This is a genomic window from Enterobacter cloacae complex sp. P40C2, assembly GCF_014930695.1.
GTDB lineage: Bacteria > Pseudomonadota > Gammaproteobacteria > Enterobacterales > Enterobacteriaceae > Enterobacter > Enterobacter pasteurii.
Map to the genome: position 1 here is coordinate 16,047 of NZ_JADBRP010000008.1, position 20,895 is coordinate 36,941.

Annotated in this window: 23 protein-coding genes; 13 read left to right on the plus strand and 10 right to left on the minus strand. The window is 58.0% G+C overall.

Translation table 11 applies throughout. The features are described 5' to 3' along the window. Position 1 precedes the first annotated feature (1 nt). From nrdE to IM304_RS14940, 4 genes are all read right to left on the minus strand, one after another. Positions 2-2,146: a class 1b ribonucleoside-diphosphate reductase subunit alpha gene (nrdE, locus tag IM304_RS14925; protein ID WP_193356684.1), complete on the minus strand. Its 2,145-nt coding sequence runs from the start codon at positions 2,144-2,146 to the stop codon at positions 2-4. Further along, positions 2,119-2,529, minus strand: coding sequence for a class Ib ribonucleoside-diphosphate reductase assembly flavoprotein NrdI (nrdI, locus tag IM304_RS14930; protein ID WP_148421376.1), 411 nt, complete (start codon positions 2,527-2,529; stop codon positions 2,119-2,121). Before nrdI ends, nrdE begins: the two co-directional genes overlap by 28 nt. Continuing rightward, positions 2,526-2,765: a glutaredoxin-like protein NrdH gene (nrdH, locus tag IM304_RS14935; protein ID WP_227009797.1), complete on the minus strand. Its 240-nt coding sequence runs from the start codon at positions 2,763-2,765 to the stop codon at positions 2,526-2,528. The genes nrdI and nrdH overlap by 4 nt, the downstream gene beginning before the upstream one ends. Before the next feature lie 243 nt (positions 2,766-3,008). Then, positions 3,009-3,335 carry a DUF883 domain-containing protein gene (locus tag IM304_RS14940; protein ID WP_017382769.1) on the minus strand — a complete coding sequence of 109 codons (327 nt, stop codon included), beginning with the start codon at positions 3,333-3,335 and terminating at the stop codon, positions 3,009-3,011. Between the two features lie 159 nt (positions 3,336-3,494). On the opposite strand from IM304_RS14940, the gene IM304_RS14945 reads away from it, so the two are divergent. Then, the gene (locus IM304_RS14945) at positions 3,495-3,839 is read left to right on the plus strand and encodes a DUF2002 family protein (RefSeq protein ID WP_006811693.1); all 345 of its coding nucleotides are present in this window, start codon (positions 3,495-3,497) and stop codon (positions 3,837-3,839) included. Positions 3,840-3,871: 32 nt separating this feature from the next. Here IM304_RS14945 and alaE read toward each other — a convergent pair whose 3' ends face one another. After that, the gene (gene alaE, locus IM304_RS14950) at positions 3,872-4,321 is read right to left on the minus strand and encodes an L-alanine exporter AlaE (protein WP_148421379.1); all 450 of its coding nucleotides are present in this window, start codon (positions 4,319-4,321) and stop codon (positions 3,872-3,874) included. A 496-nt stretch (positions 4,322-4,817) separates the two neighbouring features. Here alaE and stpA point away from each other — a divergent pair, with 496 nt between their 5' ends. Beyond that, positions 4,818-5,222: a DNA-binding protein StpA gene (stpA, locus tag IM304_RS14955; RefSeq protein WP_193356683.1), complete on the plus strand. Its 405-nt coding sequence runs from the start codon at positions 4,818-4,820 to the stop codon at positions 5,220-5,222. 37 nt (positions 5,223-5,259) lie between these two features. On the opposite strand, the gene IM304_RS14960 is transcribed toward stpA, so the two are convergent. From IM304_RS14960 to IM304_RS14970, 3 genes are all read right to left on the minus strand, one after another. Continuing rightward, on the minus strand, positions 5,260-5,439 hold the full coding sequence (locus IM304_RS14960) for a hypothetical protein (RefSeq protein ID WP_148421383.1): 180 nt from the start codon (positions 5,437-5,439) through the stop codon (positions 5,260-5,262). Between the two features lie 79 nt (positions 5,440-5,518). After that, positions 5,519-6,040, minus strand: coding sequence for a rhodanese family protein (locus tag IM304_RS14965; RefSeq protein WP_176609657.1), 522 nt, complete (start codon positions 6,038-6,040; stop codon positions 5,519-5,521). Positions 6,041-6,049: 9 nt separating this feature from the next. Further along, positions 6,050-6,349, minus strand: a complete 300-nt coding sequence (locus IM304_RS14970; protein ID WP_148421387.1) for a helix-turn-helix transcriptional regulator — start codon at positions 6,347-6,349, stop codon at positions 6,050-6,052. A gap of 178 nt (positions 6,350-6,527) precedes the next feature. Between IM304_RS14970 and IM304_RS14975 the strand changes: the two genes are divergently transcribed. Beyond that, a complete protein-coding gene (locus tag IM304_RS14975) occupies positions 6,528-6,686 on the plus strand; it encodes a YqaE/Pmp3 family membrane protein (protein ID WP_003862203.1) in 159 nt (52 codons plus the stop codon). Here the strand turns inward: IM304_RS14975 and IM304_RS14980 are convergent. Then, positions 6,683-7,612: a LysR substrate-binding domain-containing protein gene (locus tag IM304_RS14980; protein ID WP_193356682.1), complete on the minus strand. Its 930-nt coding sequence runs from the start codon at positions 7,610-7,612 to the stop codon at positions 6,683-6,685. The genes IM304_RS14975 and IM304_RS14980 overlap by 4 nt on opposite strands. Positions 7,613-7,931: 319 nt before the next feature. On the opposite strand from IM304_RS14980, the gene IM304_RS14985 reads away from it, so the two are divergent. The 6 genes from IM304_RS14985 (at position 7,932) to IM304_RS15010 (ending at position 15,614) form a co-directional block, all read left to right on the plus strand. Continuing rightward, positions 7,932-8,537, plus strand: coding sequence for an ankyrin repeat domain-containing protein (locus IM304_RS14985; RefSeq protein ID WP_193356681.1), 606 nt, complete (start codon positions 7,932-7,934; stop codon positions 8,535-8,537). 107 nt (positions 8,538-8,644) lie between these two features. Further along, positions 8,645-10,186, plus strand: coding sequence for an acyl-CoA synthetase FdrA (gene fdrA, locus IM304_RS14990; protein ID WP_193356680.1), 1,542 nt, complete (start codon positions 8,645-8,647; stop codon positions 10,184-10,186). Then, positions 10,186-11,601 carry a DUF1116 domain-containing protein gene (locus tag IM304_RS14995; RefSeq protein WP_193356679.1) on the plus strand — a complete coding sequence of 472 codons (1,416 nt, stop codon included), beginning with the start codon at positions 10,186-10,188 and terminating at the stop codon, positions 11,599-11,601. The genes fdrA and IM304_RS14995 overlap by 1 nt, the downstream gene beginning before the upstream one ends. An 11-nt stretch (positions 11,602-11,612) precedes the next feature. Continuing rightward, complete coding sequence (locus IM304_RS15000) at positions 11,613-13,157, plus strand: xanthine permease (protein WP_193356678.1); 1,545 nt, start codon at positions 11,613-11,615, stop codon at positions 13,155-13,157. Between the two features lie 119 nt (positions 13,158-13,276). Further along, positions 13,277-14,233 carry a carbamate kinase family protein gene (locus tag IM304_RS15005; RefSeq protein WP_193356677.1) on the plus strand — a complete coding sequence of 319 codons (957 nt, stop codon included), beginning with the start codon at positions 13,277-13,279 and terminating at the stop codon, positions 14,231-14,233. Position 14,234: 1 nt separating this feature from the next. Continuing rightward, complete coding sequence (locus tag IM304_RS15010) at positions 14,235-15,614, plus strand: amidohydrolase family protein (RefSeq protein WP_193356676.1); 1,380 nt, start codon at positions 14,235-14,237, stop codon at positions 15,612-15,614. 104 nt (positions 15,615-15,718) lie between these two features. Here IM304_RS15010 and IM304_RS15015 read toward each other — a convergent pair whose 3' ends face one another. After that, positions 15,719-16,639 (minus strand): LysR substrate-binding domain-containing protein, encoded by a 921-nt coding sequence (locus IM304_RS15015; protein WP_148421401.1) that lies wholly within the window; start codon positions 16,637-16,639, stop codon positions 15,719-15,721. A gap of 215 nt (positions 16,640-16,854) precedes the next feature. Between IM304_RS15015 and IM304_RS15020 the strand changes: the two genes are divergently transcribed. From IM304_RS15020 to IM304_RS15035, 4 genes are read left to right on the plus strand one after another with little or no spacing between them, the layout of a single operon-like run. Continuing rightward, positions 16,855-18,186 carry an MFS transporter gene (locus IM304_RS15020; protein ID WP_148421403.1) on the plus strand — a complete coding sequence of 444 codons (1,332 nt, stop codon included), beginning with the start codon at positions 16,855-16,857 and terminating at the stop codon, positions 18,184-18,186. 36 nt (positions 18,187-18,222) lie between these two features. Next, entirely contained in the window at positions 18,223-18,972 is a 750-nt protein-coding gene (locus tag IM304_RS15025) for an SDR family NAD(P)-dependent oxidoreductase (RefSeq protein WP_176609666.1), read from the plus strand. Positions 18,973-18,984: 12 nt separating this feature from the next. After that, positions 18,985-19,830: a transketolase gene (locus IM304_RS15030; protein ID WP_193356693.1), complete on the plus strand. Its 846-nt coding sequence runs from the start codon at positions 18,985-18,987 to the stop codon at positions 19,828-19,830. Then, positions 19,830-20,828 carry a transketolase family protein gene (locus IM304_RS15035; protein ID WP_193356675.1) on the plus strand — a complete coding sequence of 333 codons (999 nt, stop codon included), beginning with the start codon at positions 19,830-19,832 and terminating at the stop codon, positions 20,826-20,828. The genes IM304_RS15030 and IM304_RS15035 overlap by 1 nt, the downstream gene beginning before the upstream one ends. Positions 20,829-20,895: the final 67 nt, after the last annotated feature.

A 20,895-nucleotide genomic window follows, 5' to 3' on the forward strand; every position in this document is an offset into this window, starting at 1 on the left:
CTTACAGCGCGCAGGACACGCAGCCTTCAATTTCGGTGCCTTCCAGCGCAAGCTGGCGCAGGCGAATGTAGTACAGCGTTTTGATGCCTTTCTTCCAGGCGTAAATCTGCGCCCTGTTGATATCCCGCGTGGTGGCGGTATCCGGGAAGAACAGCGTCAGCGACAGCCCCTGATCCACGTGCTTCGTCGCCTCGGCGTAGGTATCGATGATTTTTTCCGGGCCGATTTCATACGCGTCCTGATACAGCGCAAGGTTCTCATTGGTCATAAACGGGGCGGGGTAGTAGACGCGCCCGGTTTTGCCTTCCTTACGAATTTCAATTTTCGACACGATCGGGTGAATGCTCGACGTGGCGTGGTTGATGTAAGAGATCGAGCCGGTGGGCGGCACCGCCTGCAGGTTCTGGTTGTAGATGCCGTAGCGCATCACGTCGTCACGCAGCTGCAGCCACATGTCGCGCGTCGGCAGAACGATCCCCGCACGGGCGAACAGCTCGCGCACCTTTTCGGTTTTCGGCTGCCAGTCGCCTTCCAGATACTGGCTGAAATACGCCCCGCTGGCGTAGCGCGACCGCTCAAAGCCGGCGAAACGCTGGTTGCGCTCGCGCGCCAGCATCATGGAGGTGTGCAGCGCGTGCCAGGTGACGGCGTAGAAATAGAAGTTGGTGAAATCGAGCCCTTCCGGGCTGCCGTAGGCGATGCCCTCCCGCGCCAGATAGCCGTGCAGGTTCATCTGCCCAAGGCCGATGGCGTGCGACGCGGCGTTGCCTGCCTCAATGGACGGCACGCTGCGGATGTGGCTCATGTCCGAGACCGCCGTCAGCCCGCGAACGGCGGTCTCCACCGTGCGGCCAAAATCGGGAGAATCCATGGTGTGGGCAATATTCAGCGACCCGAGGTTACAGGAGATATCTTTGCCGATGTCGGCGTAGTCCAGATTCTCGTCATAGGTGGAGGCGCTGTTGACCTGCAAAATCTCCGAACACAGGTTGCTCATGTTGATGCGCCCGGCAATCGGATTCGCGCGATTCACCGTGTCCTCGTACATGATGTACGGATAGCCGGATTCAAACTGAATTTCAGCCAGCGTCTGGAAGAAATCCCGGGCGTTGATGTATTTTTTGCGAATGCGATCGTCGGCAACCAGCTCGTCGTACAGCTCGCTTATCGCCACGTCGCCAAACGCTTTGCCGTAAATTCGCTCAACGTCATACGGCGAGAACAGCGCCATGTCGGCATTCTCTTTGGCGAGCGTAAAGGTGATATCTGGGATTACTACGCCAAGCGACAGGGTTTTGATGCGGATTTTTTCGTCGGCGTTTTCGCGTTTGGTATCCAGAAACCGCAGGATGTCCGGGTGGTGGGCGTGAAGATAAACGGCGCCAGCGCCCTGGCGCGCGCCAAGCTGGTTGGCATAAGAGAAGGCGTCTTCCAGCATCTTCATCACCGGGATCACGCCCGAGGACTGGTTTTCGATGCGCTTGATCGGCGCGCCCGCTTCACGCAGGTTCGAAAGCAAAAACGCCACGCCGCCGCCGCGCTTGGAAAGCTGCAGCGCCGAGTTCACCGCGCGGCCAATCGACTCCATATTGTCTTCAATACGCAGCAGGAAGCAGGAGACCAGCTCACCGCGCTGGGCTTTACCACCGTTGAGGAAGGTGGGCGTGGCGGGCTGGAAGCGGCCGGAGAGCATCTCTTCCGTCAGCCTTTCGGCCAGCGCTTCATCGCCCTGCGCCAGCGTCAGCGCCACCATGACCACGCGATCTTCAAAGCTTTCCAGATAGCGCTTGCCGTCGAAGGTTTTCAGGGTGTAGCTGGTGTAATACTTCCACGCGCCGAGAAACGTCTGGAAGCGAAAGCCGCTGGCGTGAGCGCGCTCAAACAGCGCCACCACGAAGGGGCGGTCGTAGCGGGTTAACACCCGCTCCTCGTAATAACCCTCTTTAACCAGATAGTCGAGACGCTCCTGCTGGCTGCCGAAGGTCACGCTGTTCGGGCGGACGTGGGCGGCGATAAAGGCGTCTACCGCCTCACGATCTTTACCAAACTGAATGCGTCCCTCACGGTCATAGAGGTTGAGCATCGCGTTCAGCGCGTGGTAATCCGGTGTCGCCTGAATCACGCGTTCTGCGGTTGTCGTTGCCAAAATTCGTTTACTCCTTTACGCACGTTCTCTACGTCCTGCTGTGTCCCCATCAGTTCAAAACGATAGAGATACGGCACGCCGCATTTTTGAGAGATGACATCCCCGGCGCGGGCAAAGGCCTCGCCGAAGTTGCGATTGCCCGCCGCGATCACGCCGCGAATCAGCCGTCGGTTATGGGGATCGTTCAGAAAGCGGATCACCTGACGGGGAACGGCTCCCGCCGTGCCGCCGCCGCCGTAGCTGGGCACCACCAGGATGTAAGGTTCGTCTACCCGAATACGCTCCCGCTCGTTCAGCGGAATGCGCACCGCAGGCAGCCCGAGGCGCTCCATAAACCGAAGCGTGTTTTCCGAGCTGCTGGAAAAGTAGACCAGCCCGCTCATGCACGCGTGGCCTGAGCGCTCAGGCGATTGATCATGTCCGGGCGAAAGCCGGACCAGCTGGTGTCACCGGCAACCACGACCGGAAGCTGACGGAAGCCCTGCGCCCGCAGGATGTCGGCCGCATCGGGCACCTGATCGAGATTGACCATCTCAAAGGCTACGCCGCGGCTCTCCATTGCACGCTTCGTGGCGTGGCACTGAACACAATCGTTACGAGTGTAAATAATAATGCTCATGATTCGTATTTCCATTTAGAATGAGAAATCGGCGCGAGTAAACGCGTCATGTCGTGTGTGTCTTGCTTAAGGAAATACTAGATGTAGTTGAGATAAGATTCAACCATACAAGATATGGGAAAATCAGATTGATGTAGCCCCAATGATGAGCACGGCGGGGAAGGGCGTGCTGCGCGGGTTTTTCAGGCTTTCAGGCAAAGAAAAGCCCCGGCGCCTAGGGCGACCGGGGCCGAAAGCTTACGCTTACTTACGCAGGCTGAGCAGGGCGCCGACAAAAATACCCACCGCCGCGACCGTGCCCAGCGTACAGAGCGGTTTCTCACGCACAAAGGTCGTGGCGCAGCTGGCCATGTCGCAGGCGGCCTGCGTGGTGCGTGAACGGCCGTTCATCCGTGCCCGCGTTTCACGCAGCAGAGACTGAGCCTTACGTTTCGCGGCATCTGCTTCATCCTTCGCATCAGAACCCCAGGATTTGAGCACCGCTTCCAGCGTGTCCGCTAATTGGCTGACATCGTTACGAATATCCTGAGTGTCGTCGTTAATATCGTTTCGGTTCGGTCTGTTAAACATACGATCCTCCATAATTTTGTGTTCCCGTTTAGTTTAGTTCAGAAATGTAATATCTGAAGCGAGTCACGGCTTATCGGGCAGTTTATGGAATATTCTGAAAGCCCTGCTAATGCTGAATACTGTAAGGTTGCCGGGCAGGAATGATAACGAGGAAGAGATATGTATTTACGACCCGATGAAGTGGCGCGCGTTCTTGAAAAAGAAGGTTTCACCATGGATGAGGTAACATCAAAAGCGTACGGATATCGCCGTGGCGAGAATTATGTTTACGTTAACCGTGAAGCACGAATGGGGCGTACCGCTCTCATTATTCACCCGACACTGAAAGACAGAAGCCTGTCATTTGCTGAGCCTGCCTCGGATATTAAAACCTGCGATCATTATCAGCAATTTCCGCTCTATTTAGGCGGCGAGACGCATGAGCATTATGGTATTCCGCACGGTTTCAGCTCGCGTATGGCGCTGGAGCGGTTCCTGAAAGGACTGTTTGGCGACGTACAGTAATTTTGCGACTGGCATGAGCCAGTCGCCTCACCTTACGCTTTCGCCTGGCTGTAGGGGCTGACCTTAAACAGGCGGCGGCAGTAGTCAAGAAAGTAGCCGTACACCGCACCCATCAGCATTGAAACCACGATATTTGAACTCACCGCGGCGGCGATTTGATGCCAGTCTGCGCCTACCGTCAGCAAAATAACCACGTACACCGGGGACTGGAACGTTACGTAAGCCAGCACGTCGGCCAGGTTTTTTATCCAGCCAGCCGGGCTAATACGCCGGGCGAAACGCATAACCGCGTCGCGATATAAGCCGTACGGCCAGGCAATCATGATATTTACCGGGATGGCGACCAGGCGCGACGAGAGAGACTGCTCAAAGGACATTCCCGACAGGAAAATTTCAATCAGCATGTTCACGACGGAACAGTAGACTACCATCGCGAAAGTATCCGCTACCGCATGGCGCAGGCGAGACTGCGGTGAGAACATGTCTGAACTCCTCGAACAGAACAAAAAAAGTGGCATTTTACCCGCGGCGCTTAGTGCTTTAGGTTGGTTTGTTTTGAGTGTATAGCGTATCTCTCTGGCTTTTAACTAACAAGTAGTGATTTATCTTTATTTCGTGGCACTTTGTCCACAAAATTCTCTAAAGATGCCTGTTTTTTGCGCGCTTCGTTATTTTCTTTCCCTTGTGCTTGTTTGTGTTTATAAAACAGATGTTTACGTTGGTTAAGGCAGCGTAAAATCCCTATGCCACGATGGCGAACAGGCTAATTTGCAGGCGGGTTTAAACAGGGCCCGTCGGTCAGAGGGAGAACGGTATATTCCGCAATAAAACGGCAGATATTTCGGGATTATATTAACCGGATATTTAAATCCATTTACAATAATGTCAAAACGCGCGGGTGGGTAGATATCAGCGCAAAAATCAATTATTCTGTTGCCTGATTTATGTTATACACACGAAGAAAGGTTTCTCATTATTATGGCTTTAACGTTACAGAATCTTAATAATATCCGCACCCTCCGGGCGCTGGCGCGTGAATTATCCCTGGATGTTCTGGAAGAAGTGCTGGAAAAATTCCGGATTGTCACTGAAGAAAAACGCAGCGAGCAGGCTGAATTAGAGCGTCAACGCGCTGAACAGCAGGATAAAATTAATGCTCTGCTGGAACTGATGAAAGCTGACGGTATTTCTCCGAGCGATCTGCTGGGCGGTGAGCTGGCTCACGCGGGTCAACCGGCTAAAAAACGTAAAGCGCGTGCGGCGAAATATCGTTTTATTGACGCTAACGGTGAAGAGAAAACGTGGACCGGTCAGGGGCGTACGCCGAAGCCAATTGCAAACGCGCTGGCAAACGGAAAAACGCTGGACGATTTCCTGATCTGAGTATCATCCGGGCGGTATATTCCGCCCGGCTATCGACCTAGCAGACGCCAAAATCACCCTCTTCGGTGTACAGAACAACGTCTGCCGCTTTCAGGTTATATTTCTCGCCCTGTTCGTTGCTGGCCTGCACGGCCACAATGCTTTCGCCATTTACCTCGAGCACCTTCAGTTTCGGACCACCCTGACGCGGTTGGACATAATCGCCGACAGAAAACATAGCACCTCCTCATCGTTATAACGATCTTCACCATAGCCCACGTCCGAAGCGGGGTACAGTCTAATCTGTCGGGTACTGCTTACGAGGTACCACGGTTCCACGGCATCACCTTCAGCAGCCGCGCCATGCCGCAAAAGCCCGTTACGCCGGCGAACAGCAGCCCGGCTCCCACGAAACCGCTCAGCAGGAAGAAGAGGCTGGAGACGCCATATCCCAGCACCACGCCGCAGAGGATCAGCAGCCCGGCGGCGATCTGCACCTGACGCATCAGCGGCAGCGGCTGGGTTTTGTCTTCAACGGTCAGCAGACCGGCCTGTTTCCAGCCCTGAATACCCCCCTCAACCACGAAGGCCTGAGCGGGCGACGCCGCCTGCGCAAGCCGTGCGGCATGGTTAGCCGTTCGGGCCCCGGACTGGCAGTGGAAGATTACCGTTTCACCAGGCGCGGCGTTTAGCCTGCCGGACAGGGAGTCCAGCGGTAAAGAGCGCGCAGCCGGAATATGCTCGCGGGCATATTCGTCGGCGTCGCGAATATCAATTAGCCTTGCGCCCTCAGCGATAAGCGCGTTTGCCTGCTGCGGCGAAATAAGAGGAAGAGACATATCAGCTCCTTACGGACAATAGAGGGATTTCAGGGTGCTTATCAGCTGGTGCACCGCATCGTTTTTGATGGAATACAGGATGCGCTGGGCTTCACGGGTGCTGTCGATAAGCCCCTCTTCACGCATGCGCGCCAGATGCTGAGAGGTGGCGGAGGGGCTTAGCCCCGTTGCGCGAGCCAGATCGCCCGCGCTGGTTCCGGGCGCGCCGCAGAGCGTGCACAGGATCAGCAGCCTGCGCGGGTTGCTCATGGCTTTCAGTAGCGTGGCGGCCTGTCCGGCGCTGGCCTGAAGTTGTTCGAGTTCAGTCATGGTTGTTTAGTATTTGCTTAATTAAGTAAATGCTAAACTAATGGCGTCCGTTAAGCCAGTGTCAAAAGCGTAAAAGAGGGTAAAAGGGTAATAAAGAGATGGCGATGACGGGTAAACTGGCTACGCTTAGAGAAGTGTCTTTTATAATTTTCAATTGGTTAGCTTGCACGGAGTCTTTATGGGTTTTTGGCGTGTTGTTTTTACGATTATTCTCCCGCCGCTGGGCGTTCTGCTTGGCAAGGGACTGGGCTGGGCGTTTATCCTGAACATCCTTCTGACCATTCTGGGTTACTTCCCGGGTCTTATCCACGCGTTCTGGGTTCAGACCAAAAGCTAAGTACGCCAGAGTAGATCACCGTAGATCCGGGTCAGCACGCCCTCCGGGCCAAACTGCTGTTTGATCCAGCGCGTGACCTGCCCGGTCGCCGCATGCTGCGTGGCGAGCAGCATGCGGGAATCCTGCCGCGGGTTATTAATCCGCCGCGTTACCAGCAGGCCGTCTTCCACCGCCTCACGCGTCATATACTCCGGTAAAAATCCAATCCCTTCCCCCAGGATCTGACACTGGCATTTGGTGTTGAAGTCCGGCACGAGAATTGCCTCCTGCCCGTGAAGCAGCCAGCCGACCTTCTTGTTGATGGTATGCGCGGTATCCTCAACCATGATGTTGGGATACAGGCGCAGCTGGCTTTCGGAAATCGGCTCCGGGGCGAAGGCCAGCGGATGCGTCGGGGCGATGGCAAATACCCAGCGGATCGCCCCAATCTCGGTGTAATCGATGCCGCCGCCGTCAAGCAGCGTATCCGGCGCGCCAATGGCGATATTGGCCTGATTATTAATGATCGAATCCCAGACGCCGTTATACACCTCGGTCGTCACCGTGATCTGGCAGGTGGGGAACTGTTTTTTCAGCACCTGAAGCAGCCTCGCGGTATGGTGCGGCGTATACAAAAGCTGATTAATGCAGATGCGCACTCTCGCCTCAATGCCCTGTGAAATGGTATCAATCCCGCGTTTGATGGCGTGGAAGTCATTCAGCAGGTCGGTGGCCTTACGGTAAAAGTAAAAGCCGGACTCTGTCAGCTCAATGCTGCGCGTGTTGCGTACAAACAGCACCACGTCCAGCCCGGTCTCCATGCGTTTAATGGTGTAACTGATGGCGGACGTCGTCACGCCAAGCTCGGCGGCGGCTTTGCTAAAGCTGCCAAAACGAGCCGCGGTGGTAAAGGCCAGCAGATTCTCTTCGGTAAAGATGGAATTCATATTACGGCTCCCGGTTACCATCAGTTTTGAACATATTTTAACAACGCCGTTACATCACATTTGAAGCCGGTCACAGTTCTGACTATTTGCGCAGGGCCGCGCCATGTAAGGCTTTTTTAGCCATAAGGATATTGCAGCCTGCGGCGCTAAAAAGCGGCAAACCATAAGAAAAAGGTTGCACAGACGCACGTTTTGGCCGGACTGTTGAATCTACCTCAACAATGAATTGCGTGTCGATGAATCATTTTTAAGCGGATTCTTTTATGAACAGGCTGTTGCTATTCTCAGGTCATCAGAGGTTAACATTGGGAGTCAGAATATGTCTGCAAACGCACTGGTGACGGAATTTCTGCTGGCGGCAGAAGAGGGCAATATCGACGCGCTAAAAGCCTGCCTGGATAATGGCGTGGATATTAACGCCACCAGCCGCCAGAAAAGAACCGCCATTATTATTGCCAGCCTTAAAAAGCATTACGCCTGTGTGGAGTTTTTAATTGCCGCCGGCGCGGATATTGATAAACAGGACCAGACCTGTTTTAACCCCTTCCTGATTAGCTGCCTGACCAATGATTTAACCCTGCTGCGCATTGTCCTTCCGGCGAATCCGGATCTTGACCGCCTGACGCGCTTCGGCGGCGTGGGCATTACGCCTGCCAGTGAAAAAGGGCATGTTGAAATCGTGCGTGAGCTGCTGGAAAAAACCGACATCAACGTCAACCACACCAATTTTGTGGGCTGGACGCCGCTGCTGGAGGCCATTGTGCTAAACGACGGCGGCGCGAAGCAGCAGGAGATTGTGAAGCTGCTGCTGGAGCACGGCGCGAACCCGCACATGACCGATAAATACGGTAAAACCCCGCTCGAACTGGCGCGGGAAAAAGGCTTCGATGCGATAGCCGATCTGCTGCTGGCGGCGGGCGCATAACGCATTCGGCCAGCCCTTTCCGGCTGGCCATTCATCACAAACGCATTTTAACCGACGTGCATTTTGCGCGACGGCGGCCCCCTTTTATCCTCAAACAGGTGAAAATAATGCCAACCAAAATCGTTATAAAAAAGAATACGTATTTCGATTCGGTTTCCTTAATGTCGGTTTCCACCAAAGCCAATAAATTGCCGGGCGTCGAGCAGGCATTTGTAGCCATGGCGACGGAAATGAACAAAGGCGTATTAAAAAATCTCGGGCTGTTAACGCCGGAATTAGCGGACGCGAAAAACGGCGACCTGATGATCGTCATTAAGGGTGAGGCGGCGAATGACGAAACGCTGGCTGAAATAGAAGCCCTGTTTACCCGCAAAGCGTCCGGCGGCTCGCATGAGGCACGCTACGCCACGGTGGCCAGCGCCAAAACCCACCGTCCTGACGCAAACCTCGCGGTCATTTCAGTGAACGGTACCTTCGCCGCCCGCGAGGCGCGCCAGGCGCTGGAAAACGATCTTAACGTGATGCTGTTTTCCGATAACGTCTCGCTCGACGACGAGCTGGCGCTGAAGCAGCTGGCGCATGAGAAAGGGCTGCTGCTGATGGGGCCGGACTGCGGCACCGCCATTATCAACGGGGCGGGGCTTTGCTTCGCCAACGCGGTGCGCCGCGGGTCGATTGGGATTGTCGGCGCCTCGGGCACCGGCAGCCAGGAGCTGAGCGTGCGCATCCACGAGTTCGGCGGCGGCGTATCGCAGCTGATCGGCACCGGCGGGCGCGACCTCAGCGAGAAGATCGGCGGCCTGATGATGCTCGACGCCATCGATATGCTGGAGGCGGACGAGGGCACGCGAGTGATTGCTCTGATCTCTAAGCCGCCAGCGCCCGCCGTGGCCGAAAAAGTGCTGGCCCGCGCGCGCGCCTGCCGCAAGCCTGTGGTTGTGTGCTTCCTCGGGCGCAGCGAACCGCGCGCCGACGAAGACGGCCTGCAGTTTGCGCGCGGCACCAAAGAGGCGGCCCTGAAGGCCGTGCTGCTCACCGGCATCAAAAAAGAGTCCCTTGACCTGCATCCGCTCAACTGGCCGCTGGTTGAAGAGGTGCGCGCCCTCCTGACGCCGCAGCAGAAGTACATTCGCGGCCTGTTCTGCGGCGGCACCCTGTGCGACGAAGCGATGTTCGCGGCGCTTGCGAAATTCGACGACGTCTGGAGCAACATCCAGCCCGATCCGGCCAGGCGCCTGAAGGACATCAGCGTCAGCCAGGCCCACACCTTCCTCGACTTTGGTGACGACGACTTCACCAACGGCAAACCGCACCCGATGATCGACCCGACCAACCGCATCAGCCGCCTGCTGCAGGAGGCGCGCGATCCGCAGGTGGGCGTCATCGTGATGGACTTCGTGCTCGGCTTTGGCGCACATGAGGATCCGGTGGGGGTGATGCTCGACGCCATCAAAGAGGCGCAGGCGATAGCGAAAGCCGATAACCGTCCGCTGGCGATCCTCGGCTACGTCCTGGGGACCGACCAGGATCCCCAGTCGCTGGCGCAGCAGTGTCAGATGCTGACCGACGCCGGCGTGATCTGGGCCAGCAGCAGCACCAATACCGGATTACTGGCTCGCGAATTTGTCTGCAAAGGGGAGAAAGCATAATGACGACCTTATTTAACCAGCCGCTGAACGTGATTAACGTGGGTATTGCAATGTTCAGCGACGATCTCAAAAAGCAGCACGTTCCCGTGACGCAGCTCGACTGGACGCCGCCGGGGCAGGGCAACATGCAGGTCGTCGGGGCGCTCGACCAGCTGGCAGAGAAACCGCTGGCGGAAAAAATTGCCGCCGCTAACAGGGTCGCGCTTGAGCGCATCATTCAGTCTCATCCGGTGCTGGTGGGCTTCGACCAGGCGATTAACGTTGTGCCTGGGATGACCCGCACCACCATCCTCCACGCCGGTCCGCCCGTCGCCTGGGAAAACATGTGCGGCGCAATGAAGGGCGCGGTCACCGGCGCGCTGGTGTTCGAAGGGCTGGCGACGGATCTGGAGGACGCCGCAAGGCTGGCGGCTTCAGGCAACATCACCTTCTCGCCGTGCCACGAGCACGACTGCGTGGGCTCCATGGCGGGCGTCACCTCCGCGTCGATGTTTATGCACATCGTTGAGAACAAAACTTACGGCAACCGGGCGTTCACCAACCTCAGCGAGCAGATGGCGAAGATCCTGCGCATGGGCGCCAACGACCAGAGCGTTATCGACCGTCTGAACTGGATGCGCGACGTGCTCGGCCCGATGCTGCGCGACGCGATGAAGATTATCGGCGAAATCGACCTGCGCCTGATGCTGGCGCAGGCGCTGCACATGGGTGACGAATGCCACAACCGCAACAACGCGGGCACCACGCTGCTGATCCAGGCGCTGACGCCGGGGCTGATCCAGGCGGGCTATCCGGTGGCGCAGCAGCGCGAGGTGTTTGAGTTTGTCGCCAGCAGCGACTACTTCTCCGGCCCGACGTGGATGGCGATGTGTAAGGCCGCGCTGGATGCCGCCCACGGCATCGAGTACAGCACCGTGGTCACCACCATGGCGCGCAACGGCTACGAGTTCGGCCTGCGCGTTTCCGGCCTGCCGGGACAGTGGTTCACCGGCCCGGCGCAGCAGGTGATTGGGCCCATGTTCGCAGGCTACAGGCCGGAAGACTCCGGTCTGGACATCGGCGACAGCGCCATCACCGAAACCTACGGCATCGGCGGCTTTGCCATGGCGACGGCGCCGGCGATCGTTGCGCTGGTGGGCGGCACGGTGGAGGAAGCCATCGACTTCTCCCGCCAGATGCGCGAAATCACCCTCGGTGAAAACCCGAACGTCACCATTCCGCTGCTGTCGTTTATGGGCATTCCGACCGCCATCGACATCACCAGAGTGGCGGGGAGCGGCATTCTGCCGGTCATCAACACCGCCATTGCCCATAAAGACGCGGGCATCGGCATGATTGGGGCGGGCATCGTTCACCCGCCGTTTAGCTGTTTTGAAAAGGCGCTGTTGACCTTCCGCGATCGCTACTTTTTATAAGGCATGCATCCATGAAAAACATGAAGCTGGAGTGGAAAAGAGGTGACTGGGCGGCATATTTCGGGTTGATGACCAACAACCTGACCAATTTGCTGACCATGATGGGGTTGCTCATTTTTGTCGTCGGCATCCCGAAGGAGATTGTTTATGGACGCATCGCGCCGGCCTTCGGGCTGGCGGTGCTGGTGGCGAGCGTGTGCTACGCGTGGTTTGGCCTGCAGATGGCGCGCGCCACCGGACGAACGGACGTCACCGCGCTGCCGTCCGGCCCGAGCGCACCCTCGATTTTTACCGTGACCTTTCTGGTTCTGATGCCCGTCTACCAGCAAACCGGCGATGCGGATTTCGCGATTCAGATTGGACTGGTGTGGTGCTTCGTGGAGGCGATGATCCTCGCGGGCGGTTCGTTCCTGGGGGAAACCATCCGCAGGATGATCCCGCGCACGGTGCTGCTGTCGTGCCTGTCCGGGCTTGGCCTGCTGCTGCTGGCGATGAACCCGATGCTTCAGGCGTTCGAGGCGCCCACCGTATCGTTCATCGTGCTGCTGCTGATCTTCATTAACTGGTTTGGTAAAAAGCCAATCTTTGCCCGCATCCCGACCGGCCTGCTGCTGCTGATTGCCGGTACGGCATTAGCGTGGATCTCCGGCCTGCAAAGCCCGGATGCCATTAAAGCGTCCATGTCATCCTTCGGCTTTAACCCGCCGGAAGTCCACGTGGACAGCTTTATGCAGGGCCTGCCGCACGCGCTGCCGTACCTGGCGTCCGCCGTACCGCTGGGGCTGGCGAACTATATCTTTGACCTGGAAAACATTGAAAGCGCCCACGCGGCGGGGGATGAGTACCCGACCCGCAAGGTGATGCTGGCAAACGGCCTGGCTTCCATGCTCGGCTGCCTGATGGGCAACCCGTTCCCGGTCACGGTCTACGTGGGTCATCCCGGCTGGAAAGCGATGGGGGCCAGCATCGGCTACACGCTGGCCTCCGGCGTGACCATGTTCATCGTGCCGCTGTTCGGGCTGGGGGCGTTTATGCTCGCCATCATCCCAATGACCGCCATCGTGCCGATTCTGGTGTTTATCGGCGTCGTCACCGCCAACCAGGTGGTGCGGGAAACGCCCAAAGTCGAGGTTCCGGTCATCTTCATCTGCCTGTTCCCGTGGATCGCCAACTGGGCGCTGACCATGATGAACAGCGTGATGGGCGCGGCGGGCACCAGCGCGGCGAAAATCGGCACCGACGTGCTGCACAGCAAAGGGATCTACTACGAGGGGCTGATGCATCTCGGCAACGGCGCGCCGCTCGCCAGCATGCTCTGGGGGTGTATCGCCATCTTCGCCATCATCAACAAACCGCTGCGCGGGGCCGTTGCTGCCGCCGGCGGGGCGCTGCTGGCGCTGTTTGGCGTGATCCACGCGCCGGTGGTGGGCTTTGCGCAGGGCAGCTCGCTGATGTTCGTCACGGCCTACCTGATGATGGGCGGCATGTTTGTGGTGAAGCATTTTCTCGACAGCCGGGAAGCGGCGAGCGCTGCGGCACCGGTTTCTGAATCCTAAAACAATGCCCCTCACCCTAACCCTCTCCCCAAAGGGGAGAGGGTGTTATCGTCCCCTCTCCCCTTTGGGGAGAGGGTTAGGGTGAGGGGAACATACCGCACCATGGTGAAGGAAAACGTATGAAAGAGCTTATGGTCGTCGCCATTGGCGGCAACAGCATCATCAAAGACAACGCCAGCCAGTCGGTTGAACATCAGGCGCAGGCGGTCAAGGCGGTGGCAGAGTCGGTGCTTGAGATGCTGGCCTCGGACTATGACATCGTGCTCACCCACGGCAACGGCCCGCAGGTGGGGCTGGATCTGCGCCGCGCCGAGATCGCCCACGAGCGGGAAGGGCTGCCGCTGACCCCGCTGGCGAACTGCGTCGCGGACACCCAGGGCGGTATTGGCTACCTGATCCAGCAGGCGCTCAACAACCGCCTGGCGGCGCGCGGGGAGCAAAAAGCGGTCACGGTCGTCACGCAGGTGGAGGTGGACAAAAACGATCCCGGCTTCACGCACCCGACAAAGCCGATCGGCGCGTTCTTCAGCGAGGCGCAGCGCGATGAACTGCAGCAGGCGCACCCGGACTGGCATTTTGTTGAGGATTCCGGCCGGGGCTATCGCCGCGTGGTGGCCTCGCCGCAGCCGCTGCGCATTGTCGAAGCCGATGCCATCAAGGCCCTCACGCAAAAAGGCTTTGTGGTGATCGGCGCGGGCGGTGGGGGCATTCCCGTGGTGCGTGGCGAACAGGGCGACTACCGGAGCGTTGACGCGGTGATTGATAAAGATCTCTCCACCGCGCTGCTGGCGCGCGAGATCCGCGCCGACGTGCTGGTGATTACTACCGGGGTTGAAAAAGTGTGCATCAACTTCGGCAAGCCGAACCAGCAGGCGCTGGACGCGGTGAGCGTGGCGCAGATGACGCGTTACAAAGAAGAGGGCCACTTCCCGGCGGGCAGCATGCTGCCCAAAATCGTCGCCTCGCTGGAATTTTTACACCACGGCGGCAGGCGCGTGATCATCACCTCGCCGGACTGCCTGCCCGCGGCGCTGCGCGGGGAAACCGGTACCCATATCGTTAACGAAGGAAGATAAGATGAGTGAAAACAAAAGCCGCCGCGAGTTTATCAGCCAGAGCGGCAAAATGGTCACCGCCTGCGCGCTGTTTGGCGCGGCCGGCTCCGTCGCGTATGCTGCCGACTCCGCAAAACCAGCCTGCGAGACCGGCAAACCGATGAACATCACCGCTAAACACTACTACCTGGACAACGTGCTGCTGGAGGCCGGGTTTAACGTCGACGGCGGCGTGGCGACGAGCACCCGCACCGAGCTGAAAACGCTGGAGATTAAGGACGGAAAAATTGTCGCCCTGCGCGATAACAACGGTCACGCGGACGCCGCGCTGCCGCACTATGACGCGGGCGGCAAGCTGATGCTCCCGGCGATGCGCGATATGCACATCCATCTGGATAAAACCTTCTACGGCGGCCCGTGGCGGTCGCTTAACCGCCCGGCGGGCACCACCATTCAGGACATGATCCGCCTTGAGCAAAAGCTGCTCCCGGAGCTACAGCCCTACACCCAGGAGCGTGCGGAGGCGCTTATCGACCTGATCCAGTCGAAAGGTTCAACCGTCGCCCGCAGCCACTGCAACATTGAGCCGGTTTCCGGCCTGAAGAACCTGGAAAATTTGCAGGCGGTGCTGGCGCGCCGCAGGCCCGGGTTTGACTGCGAGATCGTGGCGTTTCCGCAGCACGGCCTGCTGCTGTCAAACTCTGAAAAGCTGATGCGCGACGCGATGCAGGCCGGAGCGCACTACGTGGGCGGGCTCGATCCGACGAACGTCGACGGCGCGATGGAGAAATCCCTCGACCTGATGTTCCAGATTGCGCTGGACTACGACAAAGGGGTGGATATTCACCTGCACGAAACCAGCCCGGCGGGCGTGGCGGCGGTAAATTACATGGTGGAAACCGTGGAGAAAACGCCGGAACTGAAGGGCAAGCTGACCATCAGCCACGCCTTCGCGCTGGCGACGCTCAACGAGCAGCAGGTGGACGAGATCGCCACCCGCATGGCGGCGCAGCAGGTGACTATCGCCTCCACCGTGCCGATTGGCACCCTGCACATGCCGCTGAAGCAGCTGCGCGATAAGGGCGTGTTTGTCATGACCGGCACCGACAGCGTGATTGACCACTGGTCGCCGTACGGCCTGGGGGACATGCTGGAGAAAGCCAATCTGTACGCCCAGCTCTACGTTCGCCCAAATGAGCAGACGCTTTCCCGCGCGCTCGGTATCGCCACCGGCGACGTCCTGCCGCTGAACGACAAAGGCGAGCGCGTATGGCCGAAAGCGCAGGACGACGCCAGCTTTGTGCTGGTGGATGCCTCCTGTTCCGCCGAGGCCGTGGCGCGCATTTCACCGTGTACCGCGACGTTCCATAAGGGCAACCTTGTCTGGGGCGTTGTGGGTTGACGTGCATTTCTCCCTCTCCCTCTCCCTCTCCCTGTGGGAGAGGGCTGGGGTGAGGGCATCAGGCCGCACTTTGCAGGTCGGGTAAGGCGAAGCCGCCACCCGACCTACAGGTGATACCCCGACAGCCGCAGCTCCCGGTCAATCCACTCGACAAACTGCTGGATCTTCCACGCGCGTTCATGCATGTGCGGCATCACCAGATGGTGCGCGTTAATGGCGATCCCCATCTCGTCCGGCAGCACCTGCACCAGCGAACCATCCTTCAGGTGATCGGTTGCCATCATTTTGCTCTCAAGGATAAACCCCAGCCCCATGCGTGCCGCTTCAAAGCTCATATAGGAGCGGTCGAAGCTCAGGCTGAAGCTGAGCCAGGGACTGTCGATATTGTGCCAGGCAAACCATTTTTCCCAGTTAACCAGGGTGCTGGTGGACGAGATGAGCGACTGCTGCAGCAGATCGGCGGGCGTACTGAGGGGATGTTTTTCCGCGTAGTCCGGCGAGGCCAGCACCACCAGCGTGTCGTTTTTAATGGTCATCACCCGGTAAGCATCCCAGTCAGGAATGCCGTGGCGGATATCAATGTCGATATTGTCTCTGGCGAACTGCAGGTTTTCATAGGAGCAGGTGAGATTGATGGTGATATCGGGATATTCGGCGCGGAACTTGCCCAGGCGGCGCAACAGCCATGACAGCCCGAAGGTGGGCGAGGAGTGCACGCGAAGCACGGCATTATCTTTCTCTTTGACGATCCGATCGGTGGCGCGCCCGATGGCGCTCATCGCCGCCGAGACCTCCCGCAGATATTTTTCTCCCGTCGGGGTGAGCTGAACCCCTTTGCCGCTGCGGATGAACAATTTCTTGCCCATCCACGACTCCAGCGACGCGATCTGATGGCTGACCGCGGAGGGGGTGACGTTGAGCTGCTCCGCCGCCTGATGAATGCTCAATGCGTTTGCAACGGCAATGAACGCCTGCAAATTTCTGAGCGAGGGCAACGATAACGTCTGGCGATCCTGCGCGGGCATAGCCTGCTCCTGTCATGTTTAATGATAAAAAACATAACATTGAGAAGACGTGCGGGCAATTTTATGCCGATGTTATTTTTTTGAGCTGTATCGCGAATCAAATTTATCTCAGCAATAAATGAGGTTTATTGAATGGTGTTTCATTCATGAGCCGATATATTGACGTTGAACGCAAAACTAAAACGACTCACGTTGTTCGAATAATGAGGTAAGTTATGTCTCGTATAGAACAAGCTGTCCCCTACATAAATGCTAAAAAAACCAATTACCGTTTCGTTGTGCTGGCATTAATTTTTATTGTTTATGCCATTAACTATGCCGACCGAACAAATATTGGTGCGGTCCTGCCGTTTATCATTGATGAATTTCATATTAATAATTTCGAAGCCGGTGCCATCGCCAGCATGTTCTTTTTGGGATATGCCCTGAGCCAAATTCCGGCGGGCTTTTTTATCGCCAAAAAGGGTATTCGCGGCATGGTGGCGCTGTCGATATTCGGCTTCTCGGCGTTTACCTGGCTGATGGGCACGGCAACCTCGGTTCTGGGGCTGAAGTTTATTCGTCTGGGGCTGGGGTTAACGGAGGGGCCTTGCCCCGTCGGGCTGGCCTCCACCATCAATAACTGGTTTCCACCAAAGGAGAAGGCCACCGCCACCGGCGTCTACATCGCGGCCACCATGTTCGCGCCCATCCTCGTGCCGCCGCTGGCGGTGTGGATCGCCATGACCTGGGGCTGGCGCTGGGTCTTTTTCTCCTTCGCGATCCCCGGCCTGGTCATTGCCGTTGCGTGGTATCTGCTGGTGCGCACCAGGCCGTCCGAGAGCGCATTCGTGTCTAAAGCGGAGCTGGAGACCATTACCGCCGGGCAGGGGACGACGGACGCCAGACGGGAAAATATCGTGATTTCACCGAGGTTTGCGCGTCTCGATCGCCTGATTCGCGTGCGGGAATTAGCCCCGGTGAGCACGGTAAAAGGCCTGTTTACCTCGAAGAATATACTCGGCGACTGTCTGGCCTATTTCATGATGGTGAGCGTGCTGTACGGCCTGCTGACGTGGATCCCGCTCTATCTGGTGAAAGAGAAAGGCTTTACGTTTATGAGCATGGGGCTGGTCGCCAGCATGCCGTGCATCGGCGGCTTTATCGGGGCGATTTTTGGCGGTTACGTATCCGACAAACTGCTCGGCCGTCGGCGTAAGCCGACCATGATGTTTACCGCCATCAGCACCGTTTTAATGATGGTCATCATGCTGAATATTCCGCAAAGCACCGTTGCGGTTTGCGTCGGGCTATTTTTTGTGGGCCTCTGTCTGAATATCGGCTGGCCTGCTTTTACGGCCTACGGCATGGCCGTCGCGGACGGTAAAACCTATCCGATTGCCGCGTCCATTATCAATAGCGGCGGTAATCTCGGCGGATTTGTTTCCCCGATGCTGGCAGGTTATCTGCTGGATAAAACAGGCAGCTTTAATTCTGTATTTATTTATTTCGGTATTTGCGCGGCTATTGGCTTAATTATGATTATGCTGCTGGAAGAGCCGAAATAAGCCATTAAATCCCTCTTGTCAGAATGGAGTAAATATATGCTACTGAAAGATAAAGTCGCCGTCATTACCGGCGCGGCTTCCGTACGCGGTTTGGGTTTCGCCACGGCTAAAATATATGCTGAGCAGGGCGCGAAGGTGGTGATTATTGATTTAGATGCCGAAGCCAGCCGGGCAGCGGCGGCGAATCTGGGCGATGAACATCTGGGTCTTGCGGCGAACGTCAGCAATGAATTACAGGTTAACGCCGCCATTGAGCAGGTGCTGGGCAAATACGGGCGCATCGATATTCTGGTGAATAACGCCGGCATTACTCAGCCCATCAGGCTGATGGATATTAAGCGCGAAAATTACGATGCGGTGCTGGACGTGAGCCTGCGCGGCACGCTGCTGATGTCCCAGGCGGTAATCCCCACGATGCGCGCGCAGAAGTCGGGCAGCATCGTCTGCATTTCTTCGGTGTCCGCCCAGCGCGGCGGCGGCATCTTTGGCGGCCCCCACTACAGCGCCGCGAAAGCGGGGGTGCTGGGCCTGGCGAAAGCGATGGCCCGCGAGCTGGGGCCGGATAACGTGCGCGTAAACTGCATCACGCCCGGGCTTATCCAGACGGACATCACCGCAGGCAAGCTGAGCGATGAGATGAAAACGTCCATCCTGGCGGGCATTCCGCTTAACCGCCTCGGCGACGCGCAGGATATTGCCCGCGCCGCGCTCTTCCTCGGCAGCGAACTCTCGTCTTACTCCACCGGCATCACGCTCGACGTGAACGGCGGCATGCTGATCCATTAAGGAGACACGATGATGACGGATACCACAGTTCAGCAGGTTGCCGCGGCGGCCTGGCGCATTCGCCGCTACGCGCTGCGCATGGGCGAAGTGCAGGGTCAGGGCTACATCGGGCAGGCGCTGGGCTATGCCGACGTGCTGGCCACCGCGTTTGCCCACGGTATGAACCTCAGGCCGGACGAGCCGGAGTGGGAGGGTCGTGACCGCTTTCTGCTCTCCCATGGCCACTACGCCATTGCCTGTTATGCCGCGCTGATCGAAGCGGGAATTATTCCGGAAGAGGAACTCGAAACCTACGGTTCGGACGACAGCCGCCTGCCGATGTCCGGCATGGCGACCTACACGCCGGGCATGGAGATCTCCGGCGGTTCGCTGGGGCAGGGGCTAAGCATCGGCGTCGGCATGGCGCTGGGGCTGAAGCACAGGCAGAGCGCGGCATGGGTCGTTAACTCCATGTCGGACGGTGAGCTTGACGAAGGATCAACCTGGGAAGCGGCCATGTCGGCGGCGCACCATGGCCTGTCGAACCTGATCGTGCTGGTGGACATTAACCGCCAGCAGGCCGACGGCAATTCGCACGCGATCCTCGGCTTTGAGCCGCTGGAGGATAAGTGGACCTCCTTCGGCTGGTACGTGCAGCGGGTAAACGGCAACGACGTTCCTGCGCTGGTTGTGGCCTTCGATAACGCTAAGCGCTACCCGGAAAACCAGCCGCGCGTCATTTTGTGCGACACCCTGATGGGCAAGGGCGTGCCGTTCCTCGAACAGCGTGACAAGAACCATTTTATTCGCGTGGATGCTGACGAGTGGCAAAAGGCACTCGCCGTGCTGGATGCCAACAAACCTGAAGGAGTGCTGTAATGAGCCAGACTACGGAGAAAAAACCGCGTTTAACCACGTCGGCCATGATTGCCTCTATCGCGGAAGAAGGCCAGGAGACGCGCGCCGCGCCGTTTGGCCACGCGCTGGTAAAGCTGGCGGAACAGCGCCCGGAGGTGGTCGGCATGACGGCGGATCTGTCCAAATACACCGATCTGCATATCTTTGCCCAGGCCTACCCAAATCGATTCTTCCAGATGGGTATGGCAGAGCAGCTGCTGATGGGGGCGGCGGGCGGCATGGCGAAAGAGGGCTTTATTCCCTTCGCCACGACCTACGCCGTCTTCGCCACCCGCCGCGCCTACGACTTTATCCATCAGGTGATTGCCGAAGAGCACCTCAACGTGAAGATCTGCGCGGCGCTGCCGGGGCTGACCACCGGCTACGGCCCGAGCCATCAGGCAACGGAAGATATTGCGATTATGCGCGGTATTCCGGGGATGACGATTCTCGATCCCTGTGACGCGATAGACACCGAGCAGGCGGTGCCGGCGATGGCGGCGCACGATGGCCCGGTCTATATGCGCCTGCTGCGCGGTAAGGTGCCGGTGGTGCTGGATCGGTACGACTACCAGTTTAAAATAGGCAAAGCCACGCTGCTGGAAGAGGGGAGCGATGTCCTGATCATCGCCTCAGGGCTGATGACCATGCGCGCGCTGGATGCGGCGAAGCAGCTGCGTAAGGATAACGTCAGCGTGGCGGTACTGCACTCGCCCACGATTAAGCCGCTGGATGAGGAGACCATTCTGGCGCAGGCCGCGAAGCCGGGACGGCTGGTTATTGTGGCGGAAAACCACAGCAGCGTTGGCGGGCTGTGTGAGGCGGTCGCGTCGCTGTTAATGCGCAACCGCGTGAACGTGGATTTCGATACCGTCGCACTGCCGGACGCGTTCCTTGATGCGGGGGCGCTGCCAACCCTGCACGACCGCTACGGGATCTCAACCACCGCTATGGTGGAGAAAATCCGACGCAGGCTTTGATTTATCAGACGGATACGTTGTCAACGGGCGAGGGGTGTTTTACCCTCGCCCCAGTTGCGATAAAGGA

Excerpts from the sequence above, each read along its gene's own strand:
- nrdI (WP_148421376.1), bottom strand. The coding sequence starts at position 2,529 with ATGAGCGGGCTGGTCTACTTTTCCAGCAGCTCGGAAAACACGCTTCGG.
- nrdH (WP_227009797.1), bottom strand. The coding sequence starts at position 2,765 with ATGAGCATTATTATTTACACTCGTAACGATTGTGTTCAGTGCCACGCC.
- IM304_RS14940 (WP_017382769.1), bottom strand. The coding sequence starts at position 3,335 with ATGTTTAACAGACCGAACCGAAACGATATTAACGACGACACTCAGGAT.
- IM304_RS14945 (WP_006811693.1), top strand. The coding sequence starts at position 3,495 with ATGTATTTACGACCCGATGAAGTGGCGCGCGTTCTTGAAAAAGAAGGT.
- alaE (WP_148421379.1), bottom strand. The coding sequence starts at position 4,321 with ATGTTCTCACCGCAGTCTCGCCTGCGCCATGCGGTAGCGGATACTTTC.
- stpA (WP_193356683.1), top strand. The coding sequence starts at position 4,818 with ATGGCTTTAACGTTACAGAATCTTAATAATATCCGCACCCTCCGGGCG.
- IM304_RS14960 (WP_148421383.1), bottom strand. The coding sequence starts at position 5,439 with ATGTTTTCTGTCGGCGATTATGTCCAACCGCGTCAGGGTGGTCCGAAA.
- IM304_RS14965 (WP_176609657.1), bottom strand. The coding sequence starts at position 6,040 with ATGTCTCTTCCTCTTATTTCGCCGCAGCAGGCAAACGCGCTTATCGCT.
- IM304_RS14970 (WP_148421387.1), bottom strand. The coding sequence starts at position 6,349 with ATGACTGAACTCGAACAACTTCAGGCCAGCGCCGGACAGGCCGCCACG.
- IM304_RS14975 (WP_003862203.1), top strand. The coding sequence starts at position 6,528 with ATGGGTTTTTGGCGTGTTGTTTTTACGATTATTCTCCCGCCGCTGGGC.
- IM304_RS14980 (WP_193356682.1), bottom strand. The coding sequence starts at position 7,612 with ATGAATTCCATCTTTACCGAAGAGAATCTGCTGGCCTTTACCACCGCG.
- IM304_RS14985 (WP_193356681.1), top strand. The coding sequence starts at position 7,932 with ATGTCTGCAAACGCACTGGTGACGGAATTTCTGCTGGCGGCAGAAGAG.
- fdrA (WP_193356680.1), top strand. The coding sequence starts at position 8,645 with ATGCCAACCAAAATCGTTATAAAAAAGAATACGTATTTCGATTCGGTT.
- IM304_RS14995 (WP_193356679.1), top strand. The coding sequence starts at position 10,186 with ATGACGACCTTATTTAACCAGCCGCTGAACGTGATTAACGTGGGTATT.
- IM304_RS15000 (WP_193356678.1), top strand. The coding sequence starts at position 11,613 with ATGAAAAACATGAAGCTGGAGTGGAAAAGAGGTGACTGGGCGGCATAT.
- IM304_RS15005 (WP_193356677.1), top strand. The coding sequence starts at position 13,277 with ATGAAAGAGCTTATGGTCGTCGCCATTGGCGGCAACAGCATCATCAAA.
- IM304_RS15010 (WP_193356676.1), top strand. The coding sequence starts at position 14,235 with ATGAGTGAAAACAAAAGCCGCCGCGAGTTTATCAGCCAGAGCGGCAAA.
- IM304_RS15015 (WP_148421401.1), bottom strand. The coding sequence starts at position 16,639 with ATGCCCGCGCAGGATCGCCAGACGTTATCGTTGCCCTCGCTCAGAAAT.
- IM304_RS15020 (WP_148421403.1), top strand. The coding sequence starts at position 16,855 with ATGTCTCGTATAGAACAAGCTGTCCCCTACATAAATGCTAAAAAAACC.
- IM304_RS15025 (WP_176609666.1), top strand. The coding sequence starts at position 18,223 with ATGCTACTGAAAGATAAAGTCGCCGTCATTACCGGCGCGGCTTCCGTA.
- IM304_RS15030 (WP_193356693.1), top strand. The coding sequence starts at position 18,985 with ATGACGGATACCACAGTTCAGCAGGTTGCCGCGGCGGCCTGGCGCATT.
- IM304_RS15035 (WP_193356675.1), top strand. The coding sequence starts at position 19,830 with ATGAGCCAGACTACGGAGAAAAAACCGCGTTTAACCACGTCGGCCATG.